The 26,624-nt window shown below is 57.1% G+C and carries 21 protein-coding genes and 1 riboswitch; of the genes, 18 read left to right on the top strand and 3 right to left on the bottom strand.

Annotated features, from left to right (window positions below):
• Positions 1-6 precede the first annotated feature (6 nt).
• Positions 7-3,045 (bottom strand): SusC/RagA family TonB-linked outer membrane protein, encoded by a 3,039-nt coding sequence (locus ACW9KT_RS09835; protein WP_457079810.1) that lies wholly within the window; start codon positions 3,043-3,045, stop codon positions 7-9.
• Positions 3,046-3,602: 557 nt separating this feature from the next.
• Positions 3,603-3,694, bottom strand: a riboswitch (SAM riboswitch).
• A 342-nt stretch (positions 3,695-4,036) separates the two neighbouring features.
• Here ACW9KT_RS09835 and ACW9KT_RS09830 point away from each other — a divergent pair.
• From ACW9KT_RS09830 to ACW9KT_RS09790, 9 genes are all read left to right on the top strand, one after another.
• Positions 4,037-5,344, top strand: a complete 1,308-nt coding sequence (locus ACW9KT_RS09830; RefSeq protein WP_457079809.1) for an APC family permease — start codon at positions 4,037-4,039, stop codon at positions 5,342-5,344.
• 71 nt (positions 5,345-5,415) lie between these two features.
• On the top strand, positions 5,416-6,585 hold the full coding sequence (locus tag ACW9KT_RS09825) for an LLM class flavin-dependent oxidoreductase (protein ID WP_457079807.1): 1,170 nt from the start codon (positions 5,416-5,418) through the stop codon (positions 6,583-6,585).
• Between the two features lie 74 nt (positions 6,586-6,659).
• Positions 6,660-7,331: a hypothetical protein gene (locus ACW9KT_RS09820; RefSeq protein WP_457079805.1), complete on the top strand. Its 672-nt coding sequence runs from the start codon at positions 6,660-6,662 to the stop codon at positions 7,329-7,331.
• 138 nt (positions 7,332-7,469) lie between these two features.
• A complete protein-coding gene (locus ACW9KT_RS09815) occupies positions 7,470-9,041 on the top strand; it encodes an NAD(P)/FAD-dependent oxidoreductase (RefSeq protein ID WP_457079803.1) in 1,572 nt (523 codons plus the stop codon).
• 110 nt (positions 9,042-9,151) lie between these two features.
• Entirely contained in the window at positions 9,152-9,511 is a 360-nt protein-coding gene (locus ACW9KT_RS09810) for a CoA-binding protein (protein ID WP_457079801.1), read from the top strand.
• A 203-nt stretch (positions 9,512-9,714) separates the two neighbouring features.
• Positions 9,715-10,242 carry a YceI family protein gene (locus tag ACW9KT_RS09805; protein WP_457079799.1) on the top strand — a complete coding sequence of 176 codons (528 nt, stop codon included), beginning with the start codon at positions 9,715-9,717 and terminating at the stop codon, positions 10,240-10,242.
• Between the two features lie 104 nt (positions 10,243-10,346).
• Positions 10,347-10,925, top strand: a complete 579-nt coding sequence (locus tag ACW9KT_RS09800; RefSeq protein ID WP_457079797.1) for an RNA polymerase sigma factor — start codon at positions 10,347-10,349, stop codon at positions 10,923-10,925.
• A complete protein-coding gene (locus ACW9KT_RS09795; protein WP_457079795.1) occupies positions 10,906-11,748 on the top strand; it encodes a hypothetical protein in 843 nt (280 codons plus the stop codon). The genes ACW9KT_RS09800 and ACW9KT_RS09795 overlap by 20 nt, the downstream gene beginning before the upstream one ends.
• Positions 11,749-11,761: 13 nt before the next feature.
• On the top strand, positions 11,762-12,895 hold the full coding sequence (locus ACW9KT_RS09790) for an outer membrane beta-barrel protein (RefSeq protein ID WP_457079793.1): 1,134 nt from the start codon (positions 11,762-11,764) through the stop codon (positions 12,893-12,895).
• Between the two features lie 82 nt (positions 12,896-12,977).
• Here ACW9KT_RS09790 and ACW9KT_RS09785 read toward each other — a convergent pair whose 3' ends face one another.
• Entirely contained in the window at positions 12,978-14,423 is a 1,446-nt protein-coding gene (locus ACW9KT_RS09785; RefSeq protein WP_457079791.1) for a Gfo/Idh/MocA family protein, read from the bottom strand.
• A 334-nt stretch (positions 14,424-14,757) separates the two neighbouring features.
• Between ACW9KT_RS09785 and ACW9KT_RS09780 the strand changes: the two genes are divergently transcribed.
• The 9 genes from ACW9KT_RS09780 to ACW9KT_RS09740 all read left to right on the top strand — a co-directional run bounded on the left by ACW9KT_RS09780 (position 14,758) and on the right by ACW9KT_RS09740 (position 25,678).
• The gene (locus ACW9KT_RS09780) at positions 14,758-16,299 is read left to right on the top strand and encodes an MBL fold metallo-hydrolase RNA specificity domain-containing protein (protein WP_457079790.1); all 1,542 of its coding nucleotides are present in this window, start codon (positions 14,758-14,760) and stop codon (positions 16,297-16,299) included.
• 96 nt (positions 16,300-16,395) lie between these two features.
• Positions 16,396-17,403, top strand: coding sequence for a 2-hydroxyacid dehydrogenase (locus ACW9KT_RS09775; RefSeq protein WP_457079788.1), 1,008 nt, complete (start codon positions 16,396-16,398; stop codon positions 17,401-17,403).
• Positions 17,404-17,445: 42 nt separating this feature from the next.
• Positions 17,446-18,942, top strand: coding sequence for a L,D-transpeptidase scaffold domain-containing protein (locus ACW9KT_RS09770; protein ID WP_457079786.1), 1,497 nt, complete (start codon positions 17,446-17,448; stop codon positions 18,940-18,942).
• 296 nt (positions 18,943-19,238) lie between these two features.
• Positions 19,239-19,676 (top strand): hypothetical protein, encoded by a 438-nt coding sequence (locus ACW9KT_RS09765; RefSeq protein ID WP_457079784.1) that lies wholly within the window; start codon positions 19,239-19,241, stop codon positions 19,674-19,676.
• 336 nt (positions 19,677-20,012) lie between these two features.
• Positions 20,013-21,470 carry a BON domain-containing protein gene (locus tag ACW9KT_RS09760; protein ID WP_457079782.1) on the top strand — a complete coding sequence of 486 codons (1,458 nt, stop codon included), beginning with the start codon at positions 20,013-20,015 and terminating at the stop codon, positions 21,468-21,470.
• Between the two features lie 132 nt (positions 21,471-21,602).
• Positions 21,603-21,827 (top strand): hypothetical protein, encoded by a 225-nt coding sequence (locus ACW9KT_RS09755; protein ID WP_457079780.1) that lies wholly within the window; start codon positions 21,603-21,605, stop codon positions 21,825-21,827.
• 18 nt (positions 21,828-21,845) lie between these two features.
• Positions 21,846-22,667: a universal stress protein gene (locus tag ACW9KT_RS09750; protein ID WP_457079778.1), complete on the top strand. Its 822-nt coding sequence runs from the start codon at positions 21,846-21,848 to the stop codon at positions 22,665-22,667.
• Positions 22,668-22,708: 41 nt separating this feature from the next.
• Positions 22,709-23,608, top strand: coding sequence for a universal stress protein (locus ACW9KT_RS09745; RefSeq protein ID WP_457079776.1), 900 nt, complete (start codon positions 22,709-22,711; stop codon positions 23,606-23,608).
• 393 nt (positions 23,609-24,001) lie between these two features.
• A complete protein-coding gene (locus ACW9KT_RS09740; RefSeq protein ID WP_457079774.1) occupies positions 24,002-25,678 on the top strand; it encodes a DUF4394 domain-containing protein in 1,677 nt (558 codons plus the stop codon).
• A 126-nt stretch (positions 25,679-25,804) separates the two neighbouring features.
• Here the strand turns inward: ACW9KT_RS09740 and ACW9KT_RS09735 are convergent, their stop codons facing one another.
• On the bottom strand, positions 25,805-26,548 hold the full coding sequence (locus ACW9KT_RS09735; protein ID WP_457079772.1) for a TrmH family RNA methyltransferase: 744 nt from the start codon (positions 26,546-26,548) through the stop codon (positions 25,805-25,807).
• Positions 26,549-26,624 lie beyond the last annotated feature (76 nt).

The following is a 26,624-nucleotide window of genomic DNA, read 5'->3' as shown; positions in this document are numbered from 1 at the left end:
AAAAGCTTAGAGTCCGACGGTGAGACCCACCTGGAAGGTGCGGGGCTGGGGCACGGTGGCCCAGTCGAAGTTTTTGGTATTGGCTACGCCGCCCTGGGAATTTACTTCCGGGTCGAGGCCGGAGTAAGGCGTGATAGTGAACAGGTTAGCGGCTTGCACGTAGAGGCGCAACGAGTTCAGACGAGTTTTGGCAACGACCTCCTTCGGCACAGTGTAGCCCAGCGACAAGGTGCGCAGGCGTAGGAAAGAGCCGTCTTCGAGGTAGCGGTCACTTAGGTTTTGGACTACGCCGCCATAATTGTTGCTAGCCGGGTTGGTGGTTAGGCGCGGAATATCGGTTTGGTCGCCGGGCTGCTGCCAGCGGTCGAGTTGGTTGGCGAGGTAACCAATGTTGCTCTGGGTGCCGCCGTGCACGAGGAAGAAGCGGTTCATGTTCATGATTTTTGCCCCCCGCTCGAAGTTCAGCGTGAAGCCCAAATCAAAGCCTTTGTAATTCACGGAGTTGGTGAGGCCACCGAAGAAGTCGGGCCAGGCGGTGCCCACCAGCTGGCGGTCGGCCACGGTGATGGCGCCGTCGCCGTTCACGTCTTCGTACTCGGCGTCGCCGTTTTCGGGATTCACGCGGGTTTGCTTATAGAGCCAGAAGGAGTACAGTGATTGACCTTCTTCTAGCCGGAAAATATCGCGCGAACCGGCCGTAATCGGGGCAGCCAGCTTCTCGACCTTATTCACGTTGCGGGCGATATTGAAGGTAGTGCTCCATTGCACCGCCGCCTTGGGCAGCCAGTTGGCCGTTACTTGCAGTTCCACACCCTTATTGCTGACGGCGCCGTAGTTTTCGACTACCGACGAGAAGCCAGTTTTGCGCGGCACCGGCACATTCAGCAGCAGGCCCGAAGTGTACTTATCGTAGTAATTCAGCTCTAGTATCAAGCGGTTTTGCAGCACCGCTGCATCCAAGCCCACGTTCCACTGCTCGGTGCTTTCCCAGCTCAGGTTGGGGTTGGCGAGCTGCAAAGGCGTAGTGCCGGGCAAATCGAGGTAGTTGGCGCCGCCTTGCACGAGGCCCAACGACGCGAAGTCGCTAATGCCGGCTTGGTTGCCAGTGCGGCCTACACTAGCACGCAGCTTCAACTCCTCAAACACATTCAGGTTCTGAATAAAGCTTTCCTCCCCTAAGCGCCAGCCCAGCCCAACGGCGGGAAAATAGCCCCAGCGGTTGTCGGCGCCGAAGCGCGATGAAGCGTCGGCCCGCAAGCTTACGTCGACTGTGTAGCGCTCTTTAAAGGAATAAGTTGCTTTACCAAAAAAGGACACTAAACCAGCCTGGGAGCGAGCCGATGAGCCCGTTTGGGTGGCCGAAGAGGCAATCGTGGGCAGGTCGTTGCCGGGGAACTGCTGGCCCGCGAGGGTCGTGCGCTGAAAGGTGTTGCGCTGAAGCGTATTGCCCACCAAGGCCTGCAGGAAGTGATTTTCGCCGATGTTGACTGAGTAGTTCAGCGTCTGCTCATTCAGCAGCGTAATGTCACGGGACAGGAAAGACGAGGCCGTACCGCGGGGCTGACCAGCCAAGATGAGTGTGTTGTTGAAGTTGTTCTCATACATGTCGTTGAAGTCGATGCTCCAACTGCTTCGTAGCGTAAGATTCGGCTGAATGCGGTACTCGCCGTACACGTTCGAGATGACGCGGGTGCCCACGGCGTCGTTGTCTAGGTTGTCGATTAGGGCCTGATGGTTGTCGAAGGAGCCGTATTTGGCGTAGCTGCCATCGGGATTATACACTGGTAAATTGGTGCGCGGAAACAAAGCCGAGTTGATGACTCCGACGGGGTTGTTATCGTTGCTGCTCACGTTGCGCTGGGTGCGCGTCAGGGCCGTGCTCGTGCCGATGCGCACCTTGTCAGTCACGGAGTTATCAAGATTCACGCGCAGGCTGAAGCGGTTGAACTTGCTGGGCCTTGCAATGGACTCCTGATCGAAATAGCCAGCGCCGATGTAGAATTGGGTTTTGTCTGAGCCACCCGCCGCCGACACCTCGTAGCTCTGGGTGCGGGCCGTGCGAAACACATCGGAGAGGCGGTCATAGGTTTGCTGCTCTTCCGGCAGTCCCCGACCGCCTTCCGCCACCGACCGGAAAGGCACTAGCGCCGGGTTGCCGCCGTCGTTCAGAAACCGCTCGTTTTCCAAGGCTGCCACCTCCGGGCCAGAAGCCAGCTTGAACTGCTTGGGGGCTTTGGATACGGCCTGATAAGTATCGAAAGTGATGCGGGTTTTCTCGCCGGCCTTGCCGCGCTTGGTTCGGATAAGCACCACCCCATTTGCCCCCCGAGAGCCATAAATGGCCGTGGCGTTGGCGTCTTTCAGAATTTCGATGCTCTCAATATCCTGGGGGTTAAGGTCGGCCAGCGGGTTGGAAGACACTTGGTTGCCGAGGCCCGTAGCTATTAAGTTGGTATTGTTAATAAACACGCCGTCAACCACATAGAGCGGGTCATTGCTGGCATTTACCGAGTTGCTGCCGCGCACCCGGATAAAGATGCCGCCGCCCGGCACCCCTGAGTTGGCCGATACCTGCACGCCGGGTGCTTTGCCCTGCAATAGCTGGTCGGGGCTGGCAGCGGGCACATCTTTGAGCGCATCGCCTTTTACCGAGGAAATAGCGCTGGTCAGAGATTTGCGGTTTTGCTCGCTGTAGCCTGTTATTACCACCTCTGAGAGCTGCTGCACGTCAGACTTCAACGCCACGCGCAGGTCGCCGCCCTTGGTGCGCACTTCCTGCCGTACGTAGCCGATGGCGGTGATAACGAGCGTGGCGCCTTCAGCCGGAATAGGCAGTGAAAATTGCCCCCCAGGGTCGGTGGAGGCGCCCGTGGTCGTGCCTTTGATGATGACCGTCACGCCCGGCAGCGGACTTCGGTCGGCAGCATCCGTAACGGTTCCGTTGACGGTTTGGGCCGCCGGTTGGACAGCAGCAGTTTGCGCAAACCCTGTGGTAGCGCCCGCCAGCAAGACGGCCGGCAGAGTTAAAAGAGTAGAAGATTTCATGAGAAAAGTCTAGTCGAGGATTGAGATTGGATAGACCCTTGGGCTGCTCCATTTTGCCCCCTGCCGTCCCTACCACCCCGTATCAGACAGGGTTTTGCAGGTGGCATTGTCAGGGGCAGCAGTGTGTTTTTCTCCCCTACCGCGTCGGAAACAGCTAGTAATCGACGCAAGCTTTTTTCTTGGCTGGCCCTGCTTGTGCACAGAAGGGCTCAGCACTGCAGCGGTAGCGGCGGCAGTTTTGTGCAAGAAAATTGGGGGTGGGAGCCGACGCAGCACCGGGGCCCGAAGCGTAGAACGCTTGGGGGCGGCGGGCAGGCGGGTATGGGTTGCTAGCTCGGCCAATGAGATGCAGGCGGGCGTAGCGGCCTGACGGCGCTAAGCTACCTTTCTCGGTAGAGAGTTAGCAGGAAAAAAAGAGTCTTTCCAACGCTTTAGCAGGCCATACCGGCCATCTGCATACAGATGGCACAACAACACATGATACAACACCGATGCTGTAAAGACAGGCGGGTGAAGTAGGCAGCGGGGGTACTGGGGGAGCTTTTCACGGTACTTTGTTTTTATATGGTCAGGACTTGGCACCGTTCCAGCAAAGCTGGGGGTTGCCGGCGTTTCGTCGAGCCTGTCTCTCCACGCCTCTGTATAAAAACAATCCTTCGATGGGAAAGAATTGATGCTGTAAAGGTAAAGACGCGTTTTTCAGAAACGCAAATTTTATTGTTTGCAAGTCCCGCTCTCGGTTTTCAGATTAAATAACTCCATCAAGCCAAAAACTTGCACCACGCGCTCCGTTGCCTATATTTGCCTCCCAGCGGCTACTAAATCAGGCCCTGACAGTTGGCTAAAAAAAGCCTATTAATTCTTTGCTTTCTCCTGCATGCTGCCCCTGAAGCTGATCGAAAAACGCCTCTATTGTTGTTGCCCCGCAACTGCTTGAGCCCGCGTAGTGGTTGCCCCGGCGACCCGTTTTTCGTTGCATTTTTCGTTTTGCATGCCCTCCTCCCCAATGGTCGCCTCCCGACCAGACCTCGTGCGCGGTATTCGGCGCTGGGACTTCGTCGCCCTGATTATCAACATCACCATTGGGGCCGGCATCCTGGGTTTGCCCTCCAAAATCTATGCGCTGGTTGGGGCTTATAGCTTGGTGGCGTACGTAGTTAGTGCGGCCATCGTAACGCTCATTATTTTGTGTTTTGCCGAGGTCAGCAGCCGTTTTAGTGGCACGGGGGGGCCTTATTTGTATGCTCGAGAAGTGTTTGGCCCTTTGGTAGGATTCGAAGTAGGCTGGCTGCTTTGGATTTCTCGCCTGGCCAGCTTCGCCGCCCTCTGCAATCTGTTTATTGACTATGCAGCTTACTTCTGGCCAGCGGCCGGGGCTGGGGTTGAACGAGCGGCCCTTATTACGGGGATTATAGTCGTTCTCACCTGTATAAACCTAGTGGGAGTGCGTACGGCTTCCCTAATTAATAACATATTCACTGTCAGCAAGCTACTAGTGCTGGGTCTGTTTACAGCTGTGGGATTATTTTTTGTTGATTGGGGGGCTTTTTCCTTTGCAGTGCCGCCCACCTACGGTAATTTTTCGGGGGCAGTGCTACTGCTCATCTTCACCTTTTCGGGGTTCGATGTGGCGGCTATTCCTGCTGGTGAAATTCAACAGCCCCAGCGCAATGTGCCATTTGCATTATTCATAGCTATAGCCACGGTGGCTTTCCTGTTTCTGCTGGTACAAGCGGTGTGCATCGGCACCCTACCCGACCTTGCCACCTCCGACCGGCCCCTTGCTAGTGCGAGTCAGCAGTTTCTGGGAGCCGCGGGCGCGGCTTTTATTGCCGGTGCGGCGATGCTCACAGCCCTGGGCACCCTTAACGCGCTAATGCTTACGGGGCCCCGCTTGCTGTTCGCTTTGGCGGAGCAAGGCCAGATTCCGTCCTTTTTTGGCGCTACCCACCCTCATTTTCGCACTCCATTTGTAGCCTTACTCGTGTCGGCGGTACTGAAGCTGGTATTGGCTATTTCCGGCACTTTTATCTATGCACTCACCCTGAGCACCATTATTCGGCTGGCATATTTTGCGCTTACCTGCGCTGCGTTGCCGGTGCTGCGGCGTCGGCAGCCCCTGCACCCTGCGCCGTTTCAGGTGTGGGGCGGTAGCGTGGTGGCAGTGGTGTGCGTGGCTCTCTGCCTGTGGTTGCTTAGCAGCAGCCAGGGCACAGAAGCCCGCGATGTGGCGGTAGCTGCGGTGGTTGGCCTGGGCTTATATTTTGTCTCGAATGGGCGTACGACAGCCAAGCCATAAGTTGTTCTTATCTCTGCGAATGTGCCCCCAGTCCTAGTTTTGATTTTTGCATCTCCCCTTTTCCTATTCCTATGCCGCTTGCTTTGCCCATTGCTTCCGTTGCTGTTCGCACGCCCCAGCGGGTGGCTGAGATTTCCTGGTTTGATGACCTGTGCGGGGGCGACACGCAGTATTTGAGCGTGCTGGATGGGGTCTACCGCAGTTCCTGGGCTCATTGCCGCGACATCACCCTCAAGGCCGAGCAGCTAGGTTACTCTAATATTCTGCTGCCAACTTCCTACACCGTGGGCCAGGATGTAATGACGTTTGCGGCCGGAATTGCCCCCCAGACCTCGCATATCAATCTGCTTACCGCCATTCGTACTGGCGAGATTCACCCGCCCATGCTGGCCCGCGCTCTGGCTTCGCTCGACCACATGCTGGAAGGGCGACTTACTATTAATATCATCAATTCCGACCTGCCTGGCCTGCGCGAGGTGCCCGAGCTACGCTATCAGCGCTGCGCCGAAACCATCGAAATCCTGCGCCAGGCCTGGACCCAGGAGCGCATCGTGCACAAAGGTGAATTGTACCAATTTGATATGCCTTCTGACCCGGCCAAGCCCTACCAGCAAAACGGCGGTCCGCTGCTCTACTTCGGTGGTACGTCGGAGGGCGCCCGGGCCGTGTGCGCCCAGTACTGCGACATGTTTCTGATGTGGCCCGAGACGGAGGAAATGCTCTACGAAACCATGCAGGACCTGAGTGCCCGCGCCGCCGCCCACGGCCGGCAAATTGATTTCGGCCTGCGCATCCACGTTATCGTGCGCGAAACCGAGGATGAAGCCCGAACCTACGCCCGCAAGCTGATGTCGAAGTTTGACCCCGTGAAAGGCGCTGAAATTAAGAGCCGGGCCCAAGATTCGTGGTCCTTGGGAGTGCACCGCCAAAACTTGCTGCGCGAAAACGCCGATATGGAAGGCTTCGTGGAGCCGCTGCTGTGGACCGATATCGGCAAGGCGCGCTCCGGGGCGGGCGGTGCCTTGGTCGGCAACCCCGATCAGATTGTGGAAAAGCTCAACCGCTACATGGATATGGGCTTTCGGGCCTTCATCTTCTCTGGCTACCCTCTGCTCGACGAGGCCGACCACTTTGCCCGCTACGTGCTACCACGCCTGCCCAACGTGTCAATGCCCCAGGTGCAAGGGCGCATTCCACTTGAGACGCCGGTCACACCACTTACCACGGCTATTCTTCGATAAAGTGTTTTTTGGTGGCTGTTTGCAACCTAAATCACTCGTAGTTGCTCTTGACTTTGTAGCTGACTCGAACTGCCATGAAACAATTATCACTGCTCCTCTGTAGCCTGCTGATGCTGGGCTGCCAAACCGATAAAGACGCACTGGCTCTTGAAGGTTCAACCGAGGAGTTTGAGGTTGAGACCATGGGCCGGGGCATGGATTGTGGTCTTCCCCTGATTGATTTTAAAGACAAACTAGATGAAGTTGAGAAGATAACGGGCTCCTCCTGGGACCGGTTTTATGCCTACAACCTTAGTCCGGAGCTTTGGCAAGGCAAAATATTGAAAGTTAAAATTCGCAAGACCAGAGACAGTGAGTTGGGCATTTGCACTACCTTCGGACCATGGTACCCGTGGGTGACCATCGTTAGTGCCAGAGTCACGGAGGAGTGCCTGGAGTATCGCCAGGCTCCCGCGGTTGGCGTAGAAGGCCCAGTCACTGGCCGAGTAAATGAGGTTGTGCCGCTCTCGGTATCCTTCGGGGTCAGCAGCGGGTGCGGACAGTTCAATCAGTTTGTGGTAGAGAGCTTAGCTGGCACTACGCACACGGTACAGGTACGAGCCCGCTACGCAGGTTGTATTTGCACCCAGGTTGCTCCTATTCTTCAGGCAACCTACCCGTTTCAGGCAAATCAGCCGGGCATATATACAGTCCGGTTTCGTAAAGCCGATAACAGCTTCGTGACGCACACCGTGACGATTCAATAGCGCAGCGGCGCAGTTTATAGTGCGCTTTCAACCCAATCCATACTAATCGCACTAAAGCCAACCTGGTGGTGTTTCGTGCTTACCTTTGCCTGCAACAAAGGTTTCTCACGGTTTAAAGGCTAGCTCCCTTTCACCCCCATGTTCGACAAAAAAGAAATAGAAGTGCTGCTTCCGCCCGAAGTAGCCTACGACGAATTTGCCCGCTACCGTGCCCTGCTCGATGCAGTGGGTGCTCAGCCTGGCGAAGCCGATTTTGTGCATTTGCGCAAGCGCTCCATTGATGCTCGCGGCCGCCAACCCCTCGTCCGCCTGCGGGCCGATGTGTGGTTTCAGCCCCCGCCCGCCGATATTTTTGGTCCCTGGTTTACGTATTCCGATGTAAGCCAGGCACGCCGCTCGGTCATTATCGTAGGGGCCGGACCCGCAGGCTTATTTGCGGCTTTGCGGGCCATTGAGTTGGGTATAAAGCCCATTGTATTGGAACGAGGCAAAGACGTGCGCACCCGCCGCCGCGACTTAGCGGCCCTCAACAAAGACCATGTTGTAAACCCCGATTCCAACTACTGTTTTGGGGAAGGCGGCGCGGGCACTTATTCCGATGGCAAGCTCTACACCCGAGCCACCAAGCGCGGCGACGTAGGTCGTATCCTAAAGCTGCTGGTGCAGCATGGCGCCACTCCCGATATTCTGGTCGATGCCCATCCGCACATTGGCACCAATAAGCTCCCCTATGTGGTAGCCGCCCTGCGTGACTCTGTACGGCAGGCTGGCGGCGAAGTGCGCTTCGAGACGCGGGTAGACGATTTGATTCTGGAGAAAAACCACCTGCGCGGCGTAGTCACGGCCACGGGTGAAGCCGTGGAGGCCGACGCGGTTATTCTGGCTACCGGCCACTCGGCCCGCGATATTTATGAACTTTTGCATCGTCGCGGCGTGCGGGTGGAGGCTAAGCCCTTTGCCCTCGGTGTGCGCGTGGAGCACCCGCAGGCCCTCATCGACCAGGCCCAGTACCGGCGCACCGACCGCGGGCCGCTGCCGGCGGCTTCGTATTCCTTGGTGCACCAAACCCAGTGGCGCGGACAGCAGCGAGGCGTTTTCTCGTTTTGTATGTGTCCGGGGGGCTTTATTGTGCCCGCGGCTACGGCTCCCGGTGAGGTGGTCGTGAATGGCATGTCGCCGAGCCGCCGCGATTCGCGCTTTGCCAATTCGGGCATTGTGGTAGCGGTGGAACTGGAAGAAATGGACCTGAAGCGGCATGGCGCGTTGGCTGGTTTGCGCTTGCAGCAGGAAATTGAGCAGCGCGCTTGCGCGCTGGGGGGCAATTCGCAGGCCGCCCCAGCCCAACGTCTGGGTGATTTTCTGAAAGACAAGCTTTCACCCGAACTGCTAGAAACTTCCTATCAACCGGGCTTGGTATCGGTGCCTATGAGCCAAGTGCTGGGCGCGGGGCTTACCGACCGTTTGCGCCAGGGTTTCAAAGCTTTTGGGCAGAAGATTGCTGGCTACGCCACCAACGCGGCGCAGATCGTGGGTGTGGAAAGCCGTACTTCGGCCCCCGTGCGCATTCCGCGCGACCCGGCCACATTGCAGCACCCCGAAATTACGGGGCTGTTTCCCTGTGGGGAAGGCGCGGGCTTTGCGGGCGGCATCGTATCGGCGGCGATGGATGGAGAGCGGTGCGCGGAGGCCGTGCTGGCAGTGTTAGCTTGAAAATGCCCCCCAGCCCAGTTTTTTTCGTATAAATACAGAATGGACAGCTCCGCTGTTTACTCATTATTTCACCATCAAATGGCCGCGCTTTGCCGCGTGTCCTCAGCTATATGAAAAAGACCCTCGTACTCGGCGCCAGCGACAACCCCGCGCGCTACGCCTATAAAGCTGTTCACTCCCTCAAGCGCCACGGCCACGATGTAGTGCCCGTAGGCCTACGCAAAGGCCAGATTGCCGGCATCGACATTCACACCGACCGCCCCACCGACTCCGAAATTGACACGGTAACGCTCTACGTTGGCCCCAAAAACCAGCCAACCTGGTACGATTACATCCTGGATTTAAAGCCCAAGCGCATCATTTTCAACCCCGGCACCGAGAATCCGGAGTTGGAGCGCATGGCTCAGGAGCGCGGCATTGAGACCGAAGAAGCCTGCACGCTGGTAATGCTGTCGGTTGGGCAGTACTAAGTTATTAGCCTTTAAAAAGCCCCCCAGGATTAGTGCTGGGGGGCTTTTTTGTGCGGTGCAACTAGTAGTTAACCGTTGAGGCAGGCGTAGCTTCAAGGGGGACGAAACAAAGCAAGCTACTTCGTCTTTTGAAGGAAACGGTGTTGCAATGTCAAGTGCATGCGCTTCCTACCCCGCGGGTTGTATCCTAAAAGGCTATCCTTATGAAACAAAGGTTTTTACTTGGATTACTGCTTTGGTTGTGCGCTGGTATGACGCCGGCGCAAACTGATATTGCCGAGTCGGATATTCGATTTCAGATCGTGAATGCCGGCCTTACCGTGACGGGCACGTTCTCGGGCCTTAACGCGACGATTCGCTTCAATCCGGCTGCTCCCGAGCGAGCTTTTATTCGCGCCTCCGTCCCGGTGAACACCATCAAAACCGGTATCGGCCTGCGCGACAAGCATTTGCTGAAGCCCAACTATTTTGATGCGGAGAAATTTCCGAACATAGTGCTGGAGTCGTCCGCAATTCGCAAAACGGGTCCGGGCAAGTACGAAGGACTGTTTAAACTGACCATCAAAGGCACCCAGCGCGAGGTGAAGCTGCCATTTTCAGTATCGACGGCGAATGAGCTAACCGGCAATTTTCGCCTCAATCGGCGGGATTACGATGTAGGCAACGCCAGCCTGCTGTTAGCTGACGAGGTGGACGTGAGCATTCGGGTGAAGCCGTCCCACGGCTTTTAAGCGATATTTTAGAAAAAAAGCATCCCAGAGGCAACCGCTACCGCAAAGGTTGCATCTACCCCACCAAACGCCCTGCTATTGTCCTTTTCTACTCTTTCTTTCCTGTGACTGACGCCGACCTCATAGCTGCTTGCCGACAAGGTAACAGCCGCGCGCAAAAACAGCTCTACGAGCGGTTTGCGGGCCTGATGCTCTCGGTGTGCTCGCGCTACCTGCGCCACCGCGAAGATGCTGAAGAAGTGATGCTGATGGGTTTTGTAAAAGTTTTTAGAGCCTTGGATCAATACCGCCACGAGGGCAGTTTTGAGGGTTGGATTCGGAAGATTATGGTGAACGAGGCCCTGGGCCAACTCCGCCGTAAAGAACCGCTCCACCTAGCCATCGACGATTACCCCGTAGACGTGGCCATCACGGCGGCCGACGCGGAAAGCGACCTGAACGCGGCCGATTTGATGCAAATGCTTACCCAATTGCCCGCTGGGTATCGTACCGTATTTAACCTCTACGCCGTAGAGGGCTATTCTCACCCCGAAATTGCCGAGCTGCTGGGCATTACGGAGGGCACCAGTAAATCGCAGCTGAGTAAGGCTCGGGCTATGCTCCAGCGCCGCTTAGGCGGGGCTAGCAGTGCTTCAGCTTCCACCTCTTCACCTAAGGAATTTTATGCAACCGGAAGATATTGATAAGCTGTTTCGGGAAAAGCTGGAGCGCCACGCGCCCCCGCCACCCGACTACCTCTGGGCCCAGCTCGAAGCCGAGTTGCAACCCGCCCGTAAGCGCCCCGTTATGTGGCTCTACGCTTCCGCCGCTGTGATTACGCTGCTCATGTTAGCCGGCGGCATGTGGTTATGGCGGGGAGCAAATCTGAACTCGCCTGTAGGCACTATAGCTACTGTAGCTACCAAGCCTACTACCAAACCGGCTCCTGTGGTTTCTTCGAAAAATTCATCTTCTCAGGCAACTCTTCCCGCCGCGCAGTCATCTACCACATCAGAAGCCGCCAGTGTAGCAACGGCTCCTACGAAGCAGCCTGAGTCGGGGGCGCAACCAGCCCAGCCGCTTCGCTCCAAGTTAGCTACTGCTCCGCAACTAGCCCGCGCTACACCCGCTCCTCGCTCGTCATCACCTAAAGCTTTACCTACCACTCAGTCTAAGTCTTCGCCGAGCACTATGGTAGCTACCCTCACTCCCACCGAAGCGCAACCGGAGCGCCCAGTGGCCGAGGAAACCCTATCAATTGCCCCCCAGCAGCTTCCCACCGTAGCCACTGCTACCCCATCCGCACCCACAGGCCCTATAGTAGTCGAAGTGCGCCAGTCGACGGCCACGGCTGCGCTCGCTGCCACCCAGGAGGCTCCCCGCAAGGGTCGCCTTGGTGGGCAGGTAATGCGCCAGGTGGGCAATGCTTTGCGCGGCGAACCAGTGACTTTACCCCGCTTACCAGAGGACGTGACCGTGACTGTCCGGCCTCCCGGCGCCAACCACGCCCTTGTCATTCAACTCTAATTTTTCCTACACCATGAACCGCTTCTATACTCTGCTGGCAGTAGTGCTGCTGGCCCTGGCCGCGCCTTGCCGCACCCTTGCCGCTGCTCCCGCCCCCGACGACACCATTGTGGTGAAAATGCCCAATCAGGCCACTATGACGTTGTTTGTCAAGAACAAGGCTCAATTGCGCGAGTTCCGCAACTACAAGCTCGACTCGCTGATGATCTTGCTCGACACCTACATCACCCAAGCTGAAGCCGCCGGTAAAACCGCCAAAACGGAAACGGTAACGATGGAATTTTATCCGGCTAAAGACCAGCCCGGCAAGCAAGTGCCCGAGCAAATCCGGGTGACGGTGCGGGCGGATAAGGGTAAAAAACGCGAAACGGAACGGGTGGATGTGGTGCTAGGCCGCGGCTTCGGTGTATCGGTAGTAGAAGACGGCGACGGTGACCATGTTTCCGTGAAAGTAGGTGCCTCAGCCGTCGATGACTCCACCCGGAATGCTCAGCGCGAAGCCAAGCAAAAAGCGCGCGCTGCTCGCCCCGGCCACAGCGACTTCGGTATCGATATTGGCTTGAATGCCTTAGTAAATCGGAATGCCACCACCGCCGAGGACTTCGATCTGCGCCCCTTCGGCTCCCGCTACATCAGCTTCAACTGGCACTATCTGTACCGCCTTGGCCCACAGGGCAGCCCCCTACGCCTGCTCACCGGCCCTGAGCTGTCCTTCAACAACTACATGTTTGATAACAACGCCCGCTTGTTCACGACGCCCGTCGGCACGCAAATTCTGAACGAGCCTCTCCTCGACCTGGATAAAAGCAAGCTGGCTACCACGACTGTTAATCTGCCCTTGATGCTGGTGTTAGGCGCCAAAAACAGAAAAGGCAACGACGACGGATTCCGGTTGGGTGGCGGCGGGTTTGTAGGCTACCGTCTCGGCAGCCACACCAAAATCAAATACGACAACAATGGCCGCAACCGCAAAGACAAAGACCGTGGCAGCTTCAACCTTGAAGATTTTAATTATGGCCTGCAAGGGCTCGTGGGTATCGGCGACTGGGATCTATTCGTCAAATACAATCTAAACGAGCTATTTAAAGACGGCCGCGGCCCTCAAGCCCAGACTCTCAGCTTCGGTATAACCCTTGGCGGCATCTAGGATTTAGGAATAAAAAAGACAGTGTAGAGAAAAGCCCCCCAGATAGATTCTGGGGGGCTTTTTCTGTTAAACGTATTTAAGTCTATGCATTCTTCTTCGGCTCCGGTCCGCGAAACACATCCGTACCAGTTACGGGGGGCAATTTTACTGGCCGGCCTTCGCGGGCTGACTGGTAGATAGCTTCCATGATGCGCTGGTCCTGCAACCCTTCTTCGCCGGGCGTGTGAGGCGGCTTGTCTTCCAGCACGCAGGCAGAAAAGTGGTCCATTTCGGCCGCAAACTGATTTACTGGGCTTATCGTAATCTGATTCTGCATCTTGGCTGGTCCCTCGGCGTGAGAGGTTTGCAGCTGCTGGCCGGTGTAGGCATAGGCATTATTGAGGTGCATCCAACCCCGCTCCGAGTTCACGCGGTAGAAGCGCGAATCGTGGGTATTGTAGTGGGTGATACTGTCCACAACGATGCCATCGGGAAAGCGCATCTGCCACGACATCAACTCTTCTACTTCCTTAAACAACGGGTTGCCGGGTGTACTGTGGGAGTAGCCAAATACCTCCGTGGGCTCGGTGCCGAGCAGAAAGCGCGAGGTATTGAGACAGTACAAGCCAATATCGGGGAGGGCGCCGCCGCCGGCCAGGGCTTTTTTGTGGCGCCAGTGATCTGGGTTAGCAGAGCTTTGGCTGTTTTGGGCCTGAATGTATTTTGTCTTGCCCCACTTGTTTTCGCGGATCATGCTGCGCACCAGTCGGTTGTAGGGCTCGTATTGAATGCGGTAGGCAATCATGAGCTTGCGGTTGGCTTTTTTGCAGGCCGCAATCATGGCCTCACACTCGGCAGAGGAGTTGGCCATGGGCTTTTCGCAGAGAATATGCTTTCCAGCCTGCGCCCCGCGAATGGTGTACTCAGCGTGCATGGAGTTGGGCAGGACAATGTAGATCACCTGCACCTCCGCATTGTCCTTTAGCTTATCATAATCGGCGTAGCTGTAGCAACTCTCGGGCTTGATGCCGTACTGCTGGGCCACTTTCTTAAGCTTCTCGGGCGAACCACTGACTAAAGCCACCGGCTTCGATTTTTTGCATTCTCCGAAAGCCGGCAGCAACTCCTCCAGGGTCAGGTGGCCCAGCCCAACCAGCGCATAACCCACCCGCTGATCGGGGGGCAAAGGCGTGGGCGTGGGCCCCGATTGCGGGTCTACATCTGACTTCCAAGCTTCGAGCTCAATGGGCTTATCCACGCCTGAAGGAACCTTCGCCGGCGGCGACACAGCTTCCGAGGACGGCACCTGCTGCCCATCGGGAGCGGTGTAGCGCGTGGATGCATCCACCTCCGAGGCTGGCGTGCCGGTGGTGGGCACAGCAGCGCTCGTTGCGGCCCCGGCGCCGGCTTTGTCCTGGCAGCTGGCCAGCGTGCTAGCGGCCACTCCCACGGCCAGGCTTCGTCCAGCCAGAGTTAAGAATTCCTTGCGCGACACCTCTTGGTTGGCTTGGCGCAGCACAGTGCTCAGTAAATTATTGGTAAAAGACATAAAGTGAAGGGGTTGGAAGAATAGAATAGAGAAACAAAGCAGGCGTTGACACGAATTATAAGCTGGTCTTACGAGCGTTTAAGGATAAATAGATGATCACTTTTTGGGCTATCTGCGCAGCTCAGAATAAGGTTGGTACCCGTCTGGGCATCGGAGTGCTGATGGCTGCCATTTGGGCCCGGACCTGACTGGTCCTGTTGAACGAGCAAGGTCATGGGGTGATTTGATTTCTGTCATGGGCGGGGCCGGCACGACCTGTTAAACTTGCATGTCGGCCGGAAGCCTTTGCTGACAGGCCTTTACTCGCTGGCGACGCACACTATTGGCCTTTGCTATGAACGCTGCTTTCCGCTTCCCTTCTCCTGCTTCTCCCACTACTTGGCTCCCTCATTTGACGACGCGAACCATCTACCCCCGCCCAACGGTGCCGACCGTCCAGCCCCAGGTTGGGCATTGGACCGTACCCGAGCAGCTTCCCCTCGACGTCAGCCTGACGTTTCTGGGAGCCGCGCATTGCGTGACGGGCTCTAAATACCTCGTGACGATGGAGCAGGACCATCAGCGGCGGCAGCTGATAGTTGATTGCGGACTGTTTCAGGGGTTGAAGGAACTGCGGCTGCGCAACCGTGAGCCGTTACCGCTCTCCGCGGCCGACCTGGAGGCGGTGGTGCTTACGCACGCCCACATCGACCATAGCGGCTACCTGCCCAAGCTGGTAAAAGATGGCTTCCGGGGGGCAATTTTCTGCACCGACGCCACCGCCGATCTGCTCGAAATCATGCTGCTTGACTCAGCTAAGCTACAGCAGGAAGAAGCCGATTACGCCAACGCTGAGGGCTTTTCCAAGCACCATCCGGCCGAGCCACTCTATACTGTAGCCGATGCTGAACAAGTGCTAAACCTGCTTCAGGCAGTGCCTTACGATGAGACCGTCGATGTAACCGAGCAGGTGCAAGTCACCTTCCGCGACGCGGGCCACATTCTGGGTTCGGCCAGCATTGAGATGATTATAAAAGGCGCCCAACAAACCAAGAAGCTAGTATTCAGCGGCGACTTGGGCCGCTACGACAACCCCGTATTATACGACCCTACCCCGATTGCGGAAGCCGATGTAGTGGTAGTCGAATCCACGTACGGAGACCGGAATACGCGTATTCAGGACCCGGAGGCGGAGTTGGCGCGAGTGGTAAATGCAGCCCTGGGTCGGGGTGGCGTTTTACTTATTGCCGCCTTTGCGGTAGGGCGCACCCAAGCCCTGCTTCACTATCTGCGCAAGCTGCGCCAGGAGGGGCGCGTGCCCCAGGTGCCGGTGTACGTGGATAGCCCTATGGGAACGCGCGTCACCGATTTGTTTCGCCACCACACCGATGCCCACCGCCTGGGCCTGAACAACCCGCTGCGTTTCGATGGGCTTACTTTTGTGAGCAGCCAGCAGCAGTCCAAAGCGCTAAACAAGCTTACGGGCCCGGCAATCATTATTTCTTCCAGCGGAATGTGCACGGGCGGGCGCATCGTGCATCATCTGTCGCACCGCTTGCCGCGCCCGCAGGATACGCTCCTACTCATTGGCTACCAGGCCGAAGGCACCCGGGGCCGCAGCCTCCAGGATGGCGCCCCGCAAATCAAGATGTTTGGCCAGTGGGTACCCGTGCGCTGCCACGTAGCGGAGCTCGACGGCTTCTCGGCTCACGCCGACCGCTCCGAGCTATTGCGCTGGCTGCGCGGCTTCAAAAAGCCCCCCAAGCGCGCCTTTGTAGTCCACGGCGAGCCGGTAGCCGCCGACAGTTTGGCCCAGGCCCTGCGCCACGATTTGGGCTGGCCCACGGTAATAGTACCGGAGTATCGAGAATCTGACATTCTCTTCTCGGGTATCTAATCACTGTTAAGACGCAGATAATCAACAATAAACATTCTCAAGCTCCACCGTCGCAATTACACACATCTTTACAGGTTACGAACTTAAATTTCTATTATGCAAATCACCGTTTTTAGTGCTCATGCTTTTGAGCAACCTTACCTGACCCAGGCAGCAAAGGACCAGCATGAGCTGCGCTTTGTATCGGAAGCCCTTTCGTTGGCAACAGTCGCCAAGGCCAAAGGCAGCTCAGCCATAGCTATTTTCACCAGCGACGATGCCTCGTCGCCGGTGCTAGAACAGCTGGCGGCTCTGGGCGTGCGCTTTGTGGCCGTACGCGCTGCTGGCTACGATCAGGTAGATGTGGCGGCGGCTAATAAGCTGGGTATCCGCGTGGCTAATGTGCCCGAGTACTCGCCCTATGCCATTGCTGAGCACGCCGTAGCCCTTATTCTGGCCCTGAACCGGCAGCTAATAAAGGCCGATGAGCAGCTGCGCCAGTATAACTTTCAGCTCGACAACCTCATTGGCTTCGATTTGCACGGCAAAACGGTTGGTATTGTCGGCTGTGGCCGTATTGGTGGGGTGCTGGCCGGCATTCTGCACGGGTTTGGCTGCCGGTTGCTGGGCGCCGATGTGGAGCCCAATGACGAGCTCTGCCGGAGCTACAACCTGACTTACGTGCCATTAGCGGAGCTGTGTGCCCAGGCCGATATTATCTCGGTGCACGCGCCCCTCACGCCCCACACCCGCTACCTCATCAATGCCCAATTGCTAGCCAGCATGAAGCCCGGCATCATGCTCATTAACACCGGCCGGGGCGGCGTACTCGACACCAAAGCCGCACTGGAAGCCCTCAAGTCTGGGCAACTGGGCTACTTGGGCCTCGATGTATATGAGCACGAAAAAGACCTGTTTTTCCATGACCACTCCCAGCGCCCCAACCACGATCCGCTGCTTGATGAGCTGCTGGCCCAGCCCAATGTGCTGATCACCGGGCATCAGGCTTTCCTTACCCAGCAGGCCCTGGGCAACATAGCCGACACCACTCTTCAGAATATCAATGAATGGGAGCTTGGCCAACCAATTAGCAACGAACTGCACCACGAGCTACAACCGGCTTAGGTAGCGCTGGGGGGCTTTTTTCCTGTTTCATTTACTCCTTTCATGCTCGCCCGAATTTCGCTTCTGTTTGCTAGTGCGCTGCTGGTTTTGCTGCAATGCGGCGACCGGCATCAAACTGCTGTAGTGCGGGCAGGCGGTGTGATTGAAAGCGGAAAAAAGCCCCCCAGCACCTTGCAGCTGGCCCAAGGCGGTGAAGTGCTGAAAGCATTGCTCGACACAACGGCGAGTGGGCGCGCGGCCGCTGATGCGCGCCTTGGGTTGGAAGTCGGGCTTCAGGTACGCACGTTCTATGGTCCCGCACCCGCGCCCATCTGGACCCAGGGCACCGACAGCTTAACTGCCGACGCCGCCGCACTCCTCACTTTACTCAAGCAAGCTCCCAACTACGGCCTACGAGCCGAAGACTACGCCACGCGCCGCCTACTGACCCTGCGCGACTCCTTGTTGTTGAGCCAACCTACCTCCAGCGGCTTAAACGCGGCGCGACAGGCACGCTTTGACGTGTATCTGACCGACGCCGCGCTCCGCTTTATGCTCGATTTGCACCGGGGCCGGCTCCAGCGTCATCAATCTTCACCGTTGGAGCGGGCCGCGGACCAAGCGTTGCAGCCGGCTCTAGTGCTTCGACAAGGGCTGGCAGCGGGGCAGGCAACGACCGCAGTGCTGGCCTGTCAACCCCAACACCGGGAATATCAGAGGCTGCAAGCAGCACTAGCTCGCTGGCTGCGCCAACCAGTCGCGCCCGACTCGGCCGCCCGTCGCCAAGCCCAGTACGAGCAGGTAGCCCTCAACTTGGAGCGCTGGCGCCGCGAGGCCATTCCGGATTCAACGTATCTGCTGATAAATATCCCCGCCTTTACCCTCCAGGTAGTAAGCACCGACAGCGTGCTGCGTCAGCACCGCGTGATTGTGGGCAAGCCCCAAACCTCGACCCCAACGCTCAGCAGCGTTATCAAGCACTTCACGCTGGCCCCTGACTGGCACGTGCCCCACTCCATTGCAACCAAGGAGATTCTGCCCCGACTAAAGCAGGATGCCGGCTACCTGGCGCGCAACAATTTTGCCCTCTACAATAACCGAGGTCGCCTGCTGGACCCCTACCAAATCAATTGGCGGCAAGTCACGGCCCGGAACTTCCTGTATGCCATCCGGCAGTCGGCGGGCTGCGATAATGCTTTGGGCAACATTGTGTTTCGGTTTAAAAACTCCTACTCGGTGTATCTGCACGATACGCCCGTGCGGCAAGCATTTACTTATCCGATGCGGGCCCTGAGCCACGGCTGTATTCGGGTGGAGTACCCGTTTCAGCTGGCGGCCTTTCTCTTGCGGCGTGGGGGGCAAAATGTGCAGTTGCCCACCGAGGATGAGTGTGCCCGCCAACCCCGGCCCCAAGATGTGCCCCTCACTCAGCCTATTGCCGTGCACATCCGCTACGCTACCTGCGCCGCCGAAGGCGGCCGCCTCCGTTTTTACCCCGATATCTATGGCCACGATGCGGCCTTGCGGCGGCAGTTGCAGCTGGTGCGCAGCGCCCAATAAGAGCAATTTTGAGGTCCAGTGATGCAGCCTTTTCGCAAAATTCGCGAACATGATTATTATCAAGGTTTTACTTGATTCAGGCCATTGCCATCAGTAAGTCAGGGCCTGATATTTACAGCAGTAAAATCGCCTGCAAGGGGCGGATGTTCAACGGCTTAACATCTACGGCCATGGTCACTTCCACCTTTTGGTTTTCGCTGTTACTCCTGACGCTGGTCAGCGTCGGCTTGCACTTGTTTCAGTCCCCGCACTACTTATCCACCGCGGGCTAAGGTCTTGCATCACTGCTTCAAATCATGGACAACCGCTTTCTCCCCGACCTAGACACGCCGGCCCAGCGCCGAGAGTTCGTGAACCTCTTCACTGCCAATATTGCCCAGGACGACGTGCTGAGCCTGGTTTTTAGCAGACCGCTCGAAACCGAAATCCACTATGTATCGGCGCAGGAGTATGCGTGGTGGGAGCTAGCCCTGACTGGTGCTTGGTACCAAGGCCAGCCAGGCCACGCCCGACCGCACGCCGGGCCCTTATTCGCCTGCTGGTGCCAGTTGTTAAAAAGCACTTTTTATGAGAATTTCAGCGGGCCGCAAGCAACTGAAGCCCAAGGCCACGTGCTCAACCTGGCCACCATGCTCATGCATCGGCATCTGACCCAACAGCCCGAGTACGAAGGCGCCGAAGCAGCCCAACCCAAGGGCCAGGCCGCGCTCAAGAAAATGCAGGTTACTTTTTAAAAACAATCCAACATCCCAAACCTGTGCTTACCGGCTAAGCTAGCTGCAGGCCAGCCAGGCGCAGGCGCTACGGGCACAATGTATCCGCCTCGGCAAAACGCGGCGCAGACTCGCAAACGCTGAGTAAGGCCAACCCGACAGCTGCGGCTGGGGGGAAAAATCATGAATGGCACGACCGAAAGCCAGGCGCTACTGCGGCACCTGAGCAAGGCGCGGCAGGCCGGATGACGCAAATCAGGCTTTTGGTTGGCACAAGTCATTCTCTGGCCCTGGGGCCCAAACTAACTTGCTTTTACAATGAACTGACAGGCATCCGATTATCTCACGAATTCAGTTATGAATACCCAATCAGCCACCGCCACTACTACTGAGGAAAAACCGTTGGCCGACGAGTTGATCACGGCTGCAATTGAGTCCTTTCTGCAGTTAAAGCAGGGCAACGCCACCTGCTACCTCATCAAGGTAACGACCCGCGAAGGCATTGTCGAGCTGACGGGCTTTACATCCAGTCTGCTGGCTCGCGAGCGGGCCGAAGAGATTGCCAAAGCAGTGCGCGGCGTGCGTGGGGTGGTCAACGAAATTATCATCCGCACACCCGATGTGCCTGATGAAGTGTTGGCGCAGAGTGTAGCACAGGCGCTGGATCAGAATAATGCCACGGCTTCGTACAGCGTGCGCTGCCATGCTCAAGAAGGAGCAGTAACCCTGCAGGGCACCTTGCAGTCGTGGGCCGAGGAGCAGCTGGTGCTACGGGTAGTAAAGGGGGTGCGCGGCGTCCGGCAAATTCATAATCAGCTTATCATTCGTGATGGGGAAACGGCCAAGTCCGACGAGGAAATCACGACGCAGCTGCGGGCTTTGCTGGAATGGGATATTCGGGTTAAAAACAACCTAATAACAATTCAGACCGACCACGGCGCCGTGGAGCTATCGGGCGCTGTAGGCACGACCACCGAGCGCGACCACCTTATTACACTGGCTTATCTGGTGGGAGCTACCCACGTGAATACCCACAACCTGCTGGTGGCTCCCTGGGCGCTGGATACCGCCTTGCGCCAAGAGAAATTTGCCCCCCACGCCGACGAGGAAATAGCGCAGGCCGTGCGTGATGTGCTCCACTACGACCCCCGCATTGGGAGCGCGGCAGCATCGGTGCAGGTGCGCGTCCACGGCGGGGTGGTGATGCTGGCCGGAAGCGTCGATAGTCTGGCCGCTAAGCGCGCAGCCGAGCAGGATGCCGATAATGTGGTGGGCGTGGCCGGCGTGCACAATCTGCTACAGGTGCGCGCCTCCTACCCCTCGCCCGACGCCACTATTCGGGAAAATATCAAGCTGGCTTTGGCCAAAGACCCTTTCGTGGGCCATTGTAAGTTCACCGTGAACGTGTACAACGGCAAGGCGCAGCTCTACGGCACCGTCGCCTCGCACGCCGACCTGGAGAGGGCCGCCGATGTGGTGGCGGGTGTCAATGGCGTGGTCGATGTGGTCAATCATGTGCTCCGCGCGTCCTGCCCCGACCACTCCGGGCCAGCATCAAACACGATGGTTGTGGGCTACGCTTCGCCGGCTCTGGGCTACCGCCACGCCGACTATATACTGGAGCAGCGCATTCGCAACCATTACTACTGGTCGTCGCTGCTGCACGACCAGGATATCAACGTCATGGTGCAGGATGGACGCGTGACGCTCACGGGCACCGTGGATACGACGTTGGAGCGCAAGCGGGCCGTCGAGGAGGCATTCGCCTGCGGCGCCCACGATATAAACAATCACCTGCACGTGGCCCTAGAGTAGCGTCCCACCGCTGGTCGGGGGGCATTTCTTCCCCGAATTACTGCACTACCATTCACTTTATAGCCTACGCGGGCGAGCCGGCGCTTAGTCTTGACTCCGCTGCTCGGCAAGCTCGCTAAAACTCCGATTACCATGCATCATCACTCGCGCACGAAGTTCTATCCCCATCGCCAGCTGCCAGCTGCCGCTCACAGCACCGTCGGCCAACAGGCTAATCTTAGCCGGCGGCAGCGCCCGCTCTCTACCTACGTGGCCTCGGTGGGTCCCAAATTTTATCAGCCAAACGATACGCTGACCGAAGCGGAAGGCCTAGCCCGCAACAGCTACATGACGGGTGCTTACGCCGGTTCGTTTTAAGCTTTTCACTCAACAGCCATGATACCCGCCATCATCGTTCTCACCGACTTTTTTGCCGTTTCCAACCGGGCTTTATCCTACGCGGCGGAGCTGGCCGTGCCGCTGGAGGCGCATCTGGTACTGCTGCACGTGCGCCACGATGGGCTGCTGTCGCCGGAGGAATATATGCACCGCGGTGGCTGGCGCAATGTGCAGCAAACCCATCAGGCACTGCACACGCTGGCCGAGTCGCAGCCAGTGCCTACGCAGGTAGAAATATCGGATAATTTTCTGCCCGATGCCGTGGCCGATTCTGTGCGCCATCATCAGCCTCAGCTCCTGGTTTTGGGTCGCCCTGGTACGGCTAACACACCCAACGAAGTCGTGTCGAGCGCGGCCATGGATCTGCTGCGGCACGTACCCTTTCCGCTGCTGATCGTGCCTACCGTAGGTTGGGACACCGTACCCCCGCGCCGCCTCGCCCTGGCCGTTGATGGCGAACCGTTTTCGCTTTACGATAACCAGCGCATTGTGCAGCAGCTTCAGCAAGCCATGCCCGGAATGCTGCAAATCATCCACGTTGCCAGCGGTCCCGACGACACGCGCACCCCCGATCAGATTTTACGCACCGTACGCGCCTGCGGCCTGGCCGATAAGCTCAGCCCGGAGCAAGTACACATCGTACCCGAGATGCCGACAGTCGAAGGCGTTTTGCAAGCTGCTAGTGAGCAAGAAATAGATATGCTGGTGGTGATTGCCCGTCGGCACAACCTACTTAGCAGCTTGTTTCACCGCAGCGTTACGGCCCAGCTTATTGGCGAAAGTCCGCTCCCTGTACTGTTGCTGCCTGCTTTGGATTAACTCAGCTTTTTGTATATTCCTTTCTTACTCAGCTTGATTGTATGTGCTGCTTCTCGTTTATCGTGCTCACTACGTTTTATCCGGCCGCGCAGCGGGCCCTGCACTACGCCGATAACCTAGGCAGCACCTTGGGCGGACGGTTGGTGCTGCTGCACGTCAATCGCGCCTCGCTTTACGACCCTTATATGTTTGCTGGAGAAGCGTGGCGGCAGCAGGAATTGGAGCTGTCCGCTCAGACGGGCGCTCAGCTTCAGCAGCTAGCCAAGCAGCTGCACACGCCGGCCACGGTGGAGCTAGCCACCGATCTGCTGCCCACTGTGGCCCAAGGCCTAGGCCAGCGCTACCCGGCCGCTCTGTTTGTAGTGGGCCTCTCCGATGCTGACACGCCCTCTATCGAGCGCCTCTGCGCCACGGCTCTGGAGCTGCTGCGCGCCGCCCAGCAGCCCGTGCTGGTCGTGCCCCGCAGCACCCGCGCCGCCAGCCCGCCCCGGCGCGTGCTGCTGGCCGCCGACCAGGAAGCCTTCACCTTGCCGACGGCCGCTGCCGTCAACGAGCTACTGCGCGGCCTGGGCGCCGAGCTTACCGTAGCCCACGTCTCAACGGTGGAGGACGACGCGGGCTGCGCCCAGGCCTTGCAGGCGGTAGAAGCCAGCGGCCTGGCTATGGGCCTACCCACCGTCAACCTGCGCGGCTACTTGCACCTGAGCCCGGCCGCTGGCCTGCTCGAAGCTATCGTGGACGCCCAAGCCGACTTGCTCATTATCGTGGCCCGCTCCCGCACTTACCTGGGAGAACTGTTTCACCGCAGCGTTACAGCTCAGGTGCTTGGCAATTGTACCGTCCCTATCCTCATATTACCCGTGCAGGAAACACCCAAAATTAAGCGCACCAAAAGCAGCCAGCGAACCACCGCCAAGCTCGACAACAGTCAGCAGGCCTAATGATAGTGGGCAGACAGATTATTTTTAATTAAATATGCCCCCAGCGGGCTGGCAAGTAGCTCAGTTCACGCGAGCCTTACTTTTTCTAGTAATCTATCTATCCGTTAATTCCGACTTTTAGCTATCTTTTTCTTACAATAAAGAAGCCCTCTGGATAATCTTCAGAAGGCTTTTTTATTAGTCAAAGTTCGTGTTATTACCATATCCTCTTGGAAATAAACTTAGAATAAAGGCTTACTCAATCCACTTGTCTTTGCATTCAGTTTTTAGCACTTGAAGGCAATATTAAAGTTGTTCTATTAAAGCGAAATAATCATAACAACGAATATATAAAGCTTTCGTATGGGAGATCAGTGATATTATTTCTTCCTTCCATCCTATACTGAAGTTAGCATGCTAAAAACTTCTTCTCTTGCCAAATGGGGCGTGGCCGTTCTATTATTGTCCTCGCTCAGCAGTTGCGAAGACATCTTCGAGCAATACTTCCCCAAACCCAACCCCACCCCACCTACTAACCCTACATTTCCCGGATTGGGATTGGACATCCCTTTTTATACCTTGTCTAACGGTACTAAGCTGGACGCTTATTCCACGGCTAATCCATCTACGCGCACTAGTTCCATAGCTGTCACGGGCTTAGGGAGTGGGGAAACACTCTTAGCCATCGACTTCCGGCCCGCCACGGGCCAGCTCTACGGGGTGAGTAGCGCCAGTCGCTTATACGTGATTAATCAGAACACGGGTGCGGCCCGAGCCATTGGCGCGGGAGCATTTACCCCGGCCGTATCTGGCAACCTAGTAGGCTTCGACTTCAACCCCACCGTCGACCGCATTCGCCTGGTGACCTCTACGGGGCAGAACCTGCGCCTCAATCCTGAGACGGGCACCGTGGCGGCTACCGATGGTAACATTAATGGTGCAGCTGGAGCTATGCTTACAGGCGTTGGGTACACTAACAATACAGCCGGAGCGGAGACTACAGCGCTGTATGCCATCAACTCGCAGAACCAGCAATTATACTTAGTAAACCCACCGAATGACGGTACCCTCGTAACGGTGGGCAGCCTGAACTTACCCGTGAGCGGCGATGGCGGCTTCGATATTGATGCCAAGACCGGCACTGCTCTAGGCCTCTATACTGTCGCGGGCAGACCTACTTTGTTTAGTGTGGATTTAGCCACCGGGGCGGCGCGGCCCTTAGCTCAGTACGCCGCCAACTTAGCCTACTCCGGAATTGCAATTCCTACTCAGCCAGTCGTCTATGCAGCAGGTTATATATTCATATCTGGCAGAGGCAGCGCTAATTATTTTTATAGTTTCGACCCCACTAACACCTCTGGCCCTAGGGATGGCCGAATTGAGAGAGGTATAAGCGGGCTAGGGCGCAATGAAATAGTTGAAGGCTTGGATTTCCGGCCCGCGACTGGTCAACTCTATGCCTTAGTGCTAGGCAGAGGTGGCCGCTTTTTAGACGGGACTATATTTGAACAAAGCACTCGGCTATATACAATAGATGTGGCTACGGGTAGGGCTAGCCGCGTGGCTGACGTGAGCATTCCCTTAGCTGAAGGTGCCTCCTATGGCTTTAGTTTCAACCCTTTGGCGGACTATATTCGCATTGTGAATAGTAATGGCCGAAACCTACGGGTAAATCCTACCGATGGTACAGCTGTCGAAGATGGCATGATAAACCCTACTTCCGCGCGTACTATCTCAGTAGCTTATAATAATAGCTTCTTTGGCGCAACAAGCACCAACCTATATAATTTAGCCTTCACACCAGGTGACGCCAGGACTAAGCTCTACTTACAGAATCCGCCAAACGCTGGCACTCTAACCGAAATTGGCAACATAGAAGTAAGTGGAGCACCTGGGGCTATAGCACGCAATGTCAGCCATTTTGATATTGGAGGCACCACCAACACGGCTTACGGTACTATAAGCTATGGTAGTGCTGAATATGCTGTCGTGAACATTAATTTAATGACAGCAAAGGCCACTTATCTTCGCCAGGTCCAGTTCAATGGCGGCCCCTTCATTACTGGTGTAGCCGTTGCTCCAGGCTTCTAAGCTGGCGGTAATTTAGGCTACTAAGACACAAAGACCCTGGCTTGTAAGTCAGGGTCTTTGTGTCTTAGTAGCAATCAATGAGAGGCGAGGCCATAATAAAATGGGCATTCCCATGATTTTCTTGTCCTATAGTTCCCGGTGAAAATTATCCAGCAAAATCGCCGCTGAAATAGCCACGTTCAAACTCTCGGCCCCTCCTGTTCCCGGAATATACAGCCGCTGCGTGAGGCGCTCCAGCACCTCGGGTCGGGGCCCGTGCGACTCGCTGCCCATGATGAGTACGCCGGCCGGCTGCAAGGTGAGGCGGTGCACATTGTCGCCTTCGAGGTGGGCACCGTAGCGGGGCACGCCGGGGGGCAAATTGTCGAGCCACGCTGGCAGGTCGCGCTGCCAGACGGGCACGCGGGCGAAGGAGCCCATGGTAGCGGCCACAGTTTTGGGCGCCCACGGGTCGGCACAAGTATCGGAGCACACAACGCCTTGTAGTCCGTACCAATCGGCCAGGCGGATGAGGGTGCCCACGTTGCCAGGGTCGCGCACCTGATCCAAAGCAAGGAGCAAACCATTGCTGGGGGGCAAAAGTGGCGGCTCAGCGGGCAGCTGCGCAATAGCCAGCGCCGTGATATTGGTGGCTAGAGTACCCAGTCGGGTCAGCTCGTCTTCCGTTACCAACTCATAAGGCACAGCGCTGGGCAGCGCCGGAATTTTGGCCGCGTACTCCGGGGTCAGAAAGATGCGCTCCGTCGTCAGGCCCGACGCCAGCAGCTCCAGCACACTTTTTCCGCCCTCCACCAGAAAAGCTTCGTAGCGCTTCCGATATTTCTTTTGCTTGAGCTGCTCGACGCGGGTTTTTAAGGCTTTGGAAATCATCAGTAGACAGTAACAAACGAGGCGTAGCAGATCAAGCCTGGGGGGCATTTTTACGCCGGCTTGCTCCCAGGCGCAA

It is taken from the genome of Hymenobacter sp. HD11105 (assembly GCF_054051685.1).
This window is presented reverse-complemented; position numbering and strand designations above follow the sequence as displayed.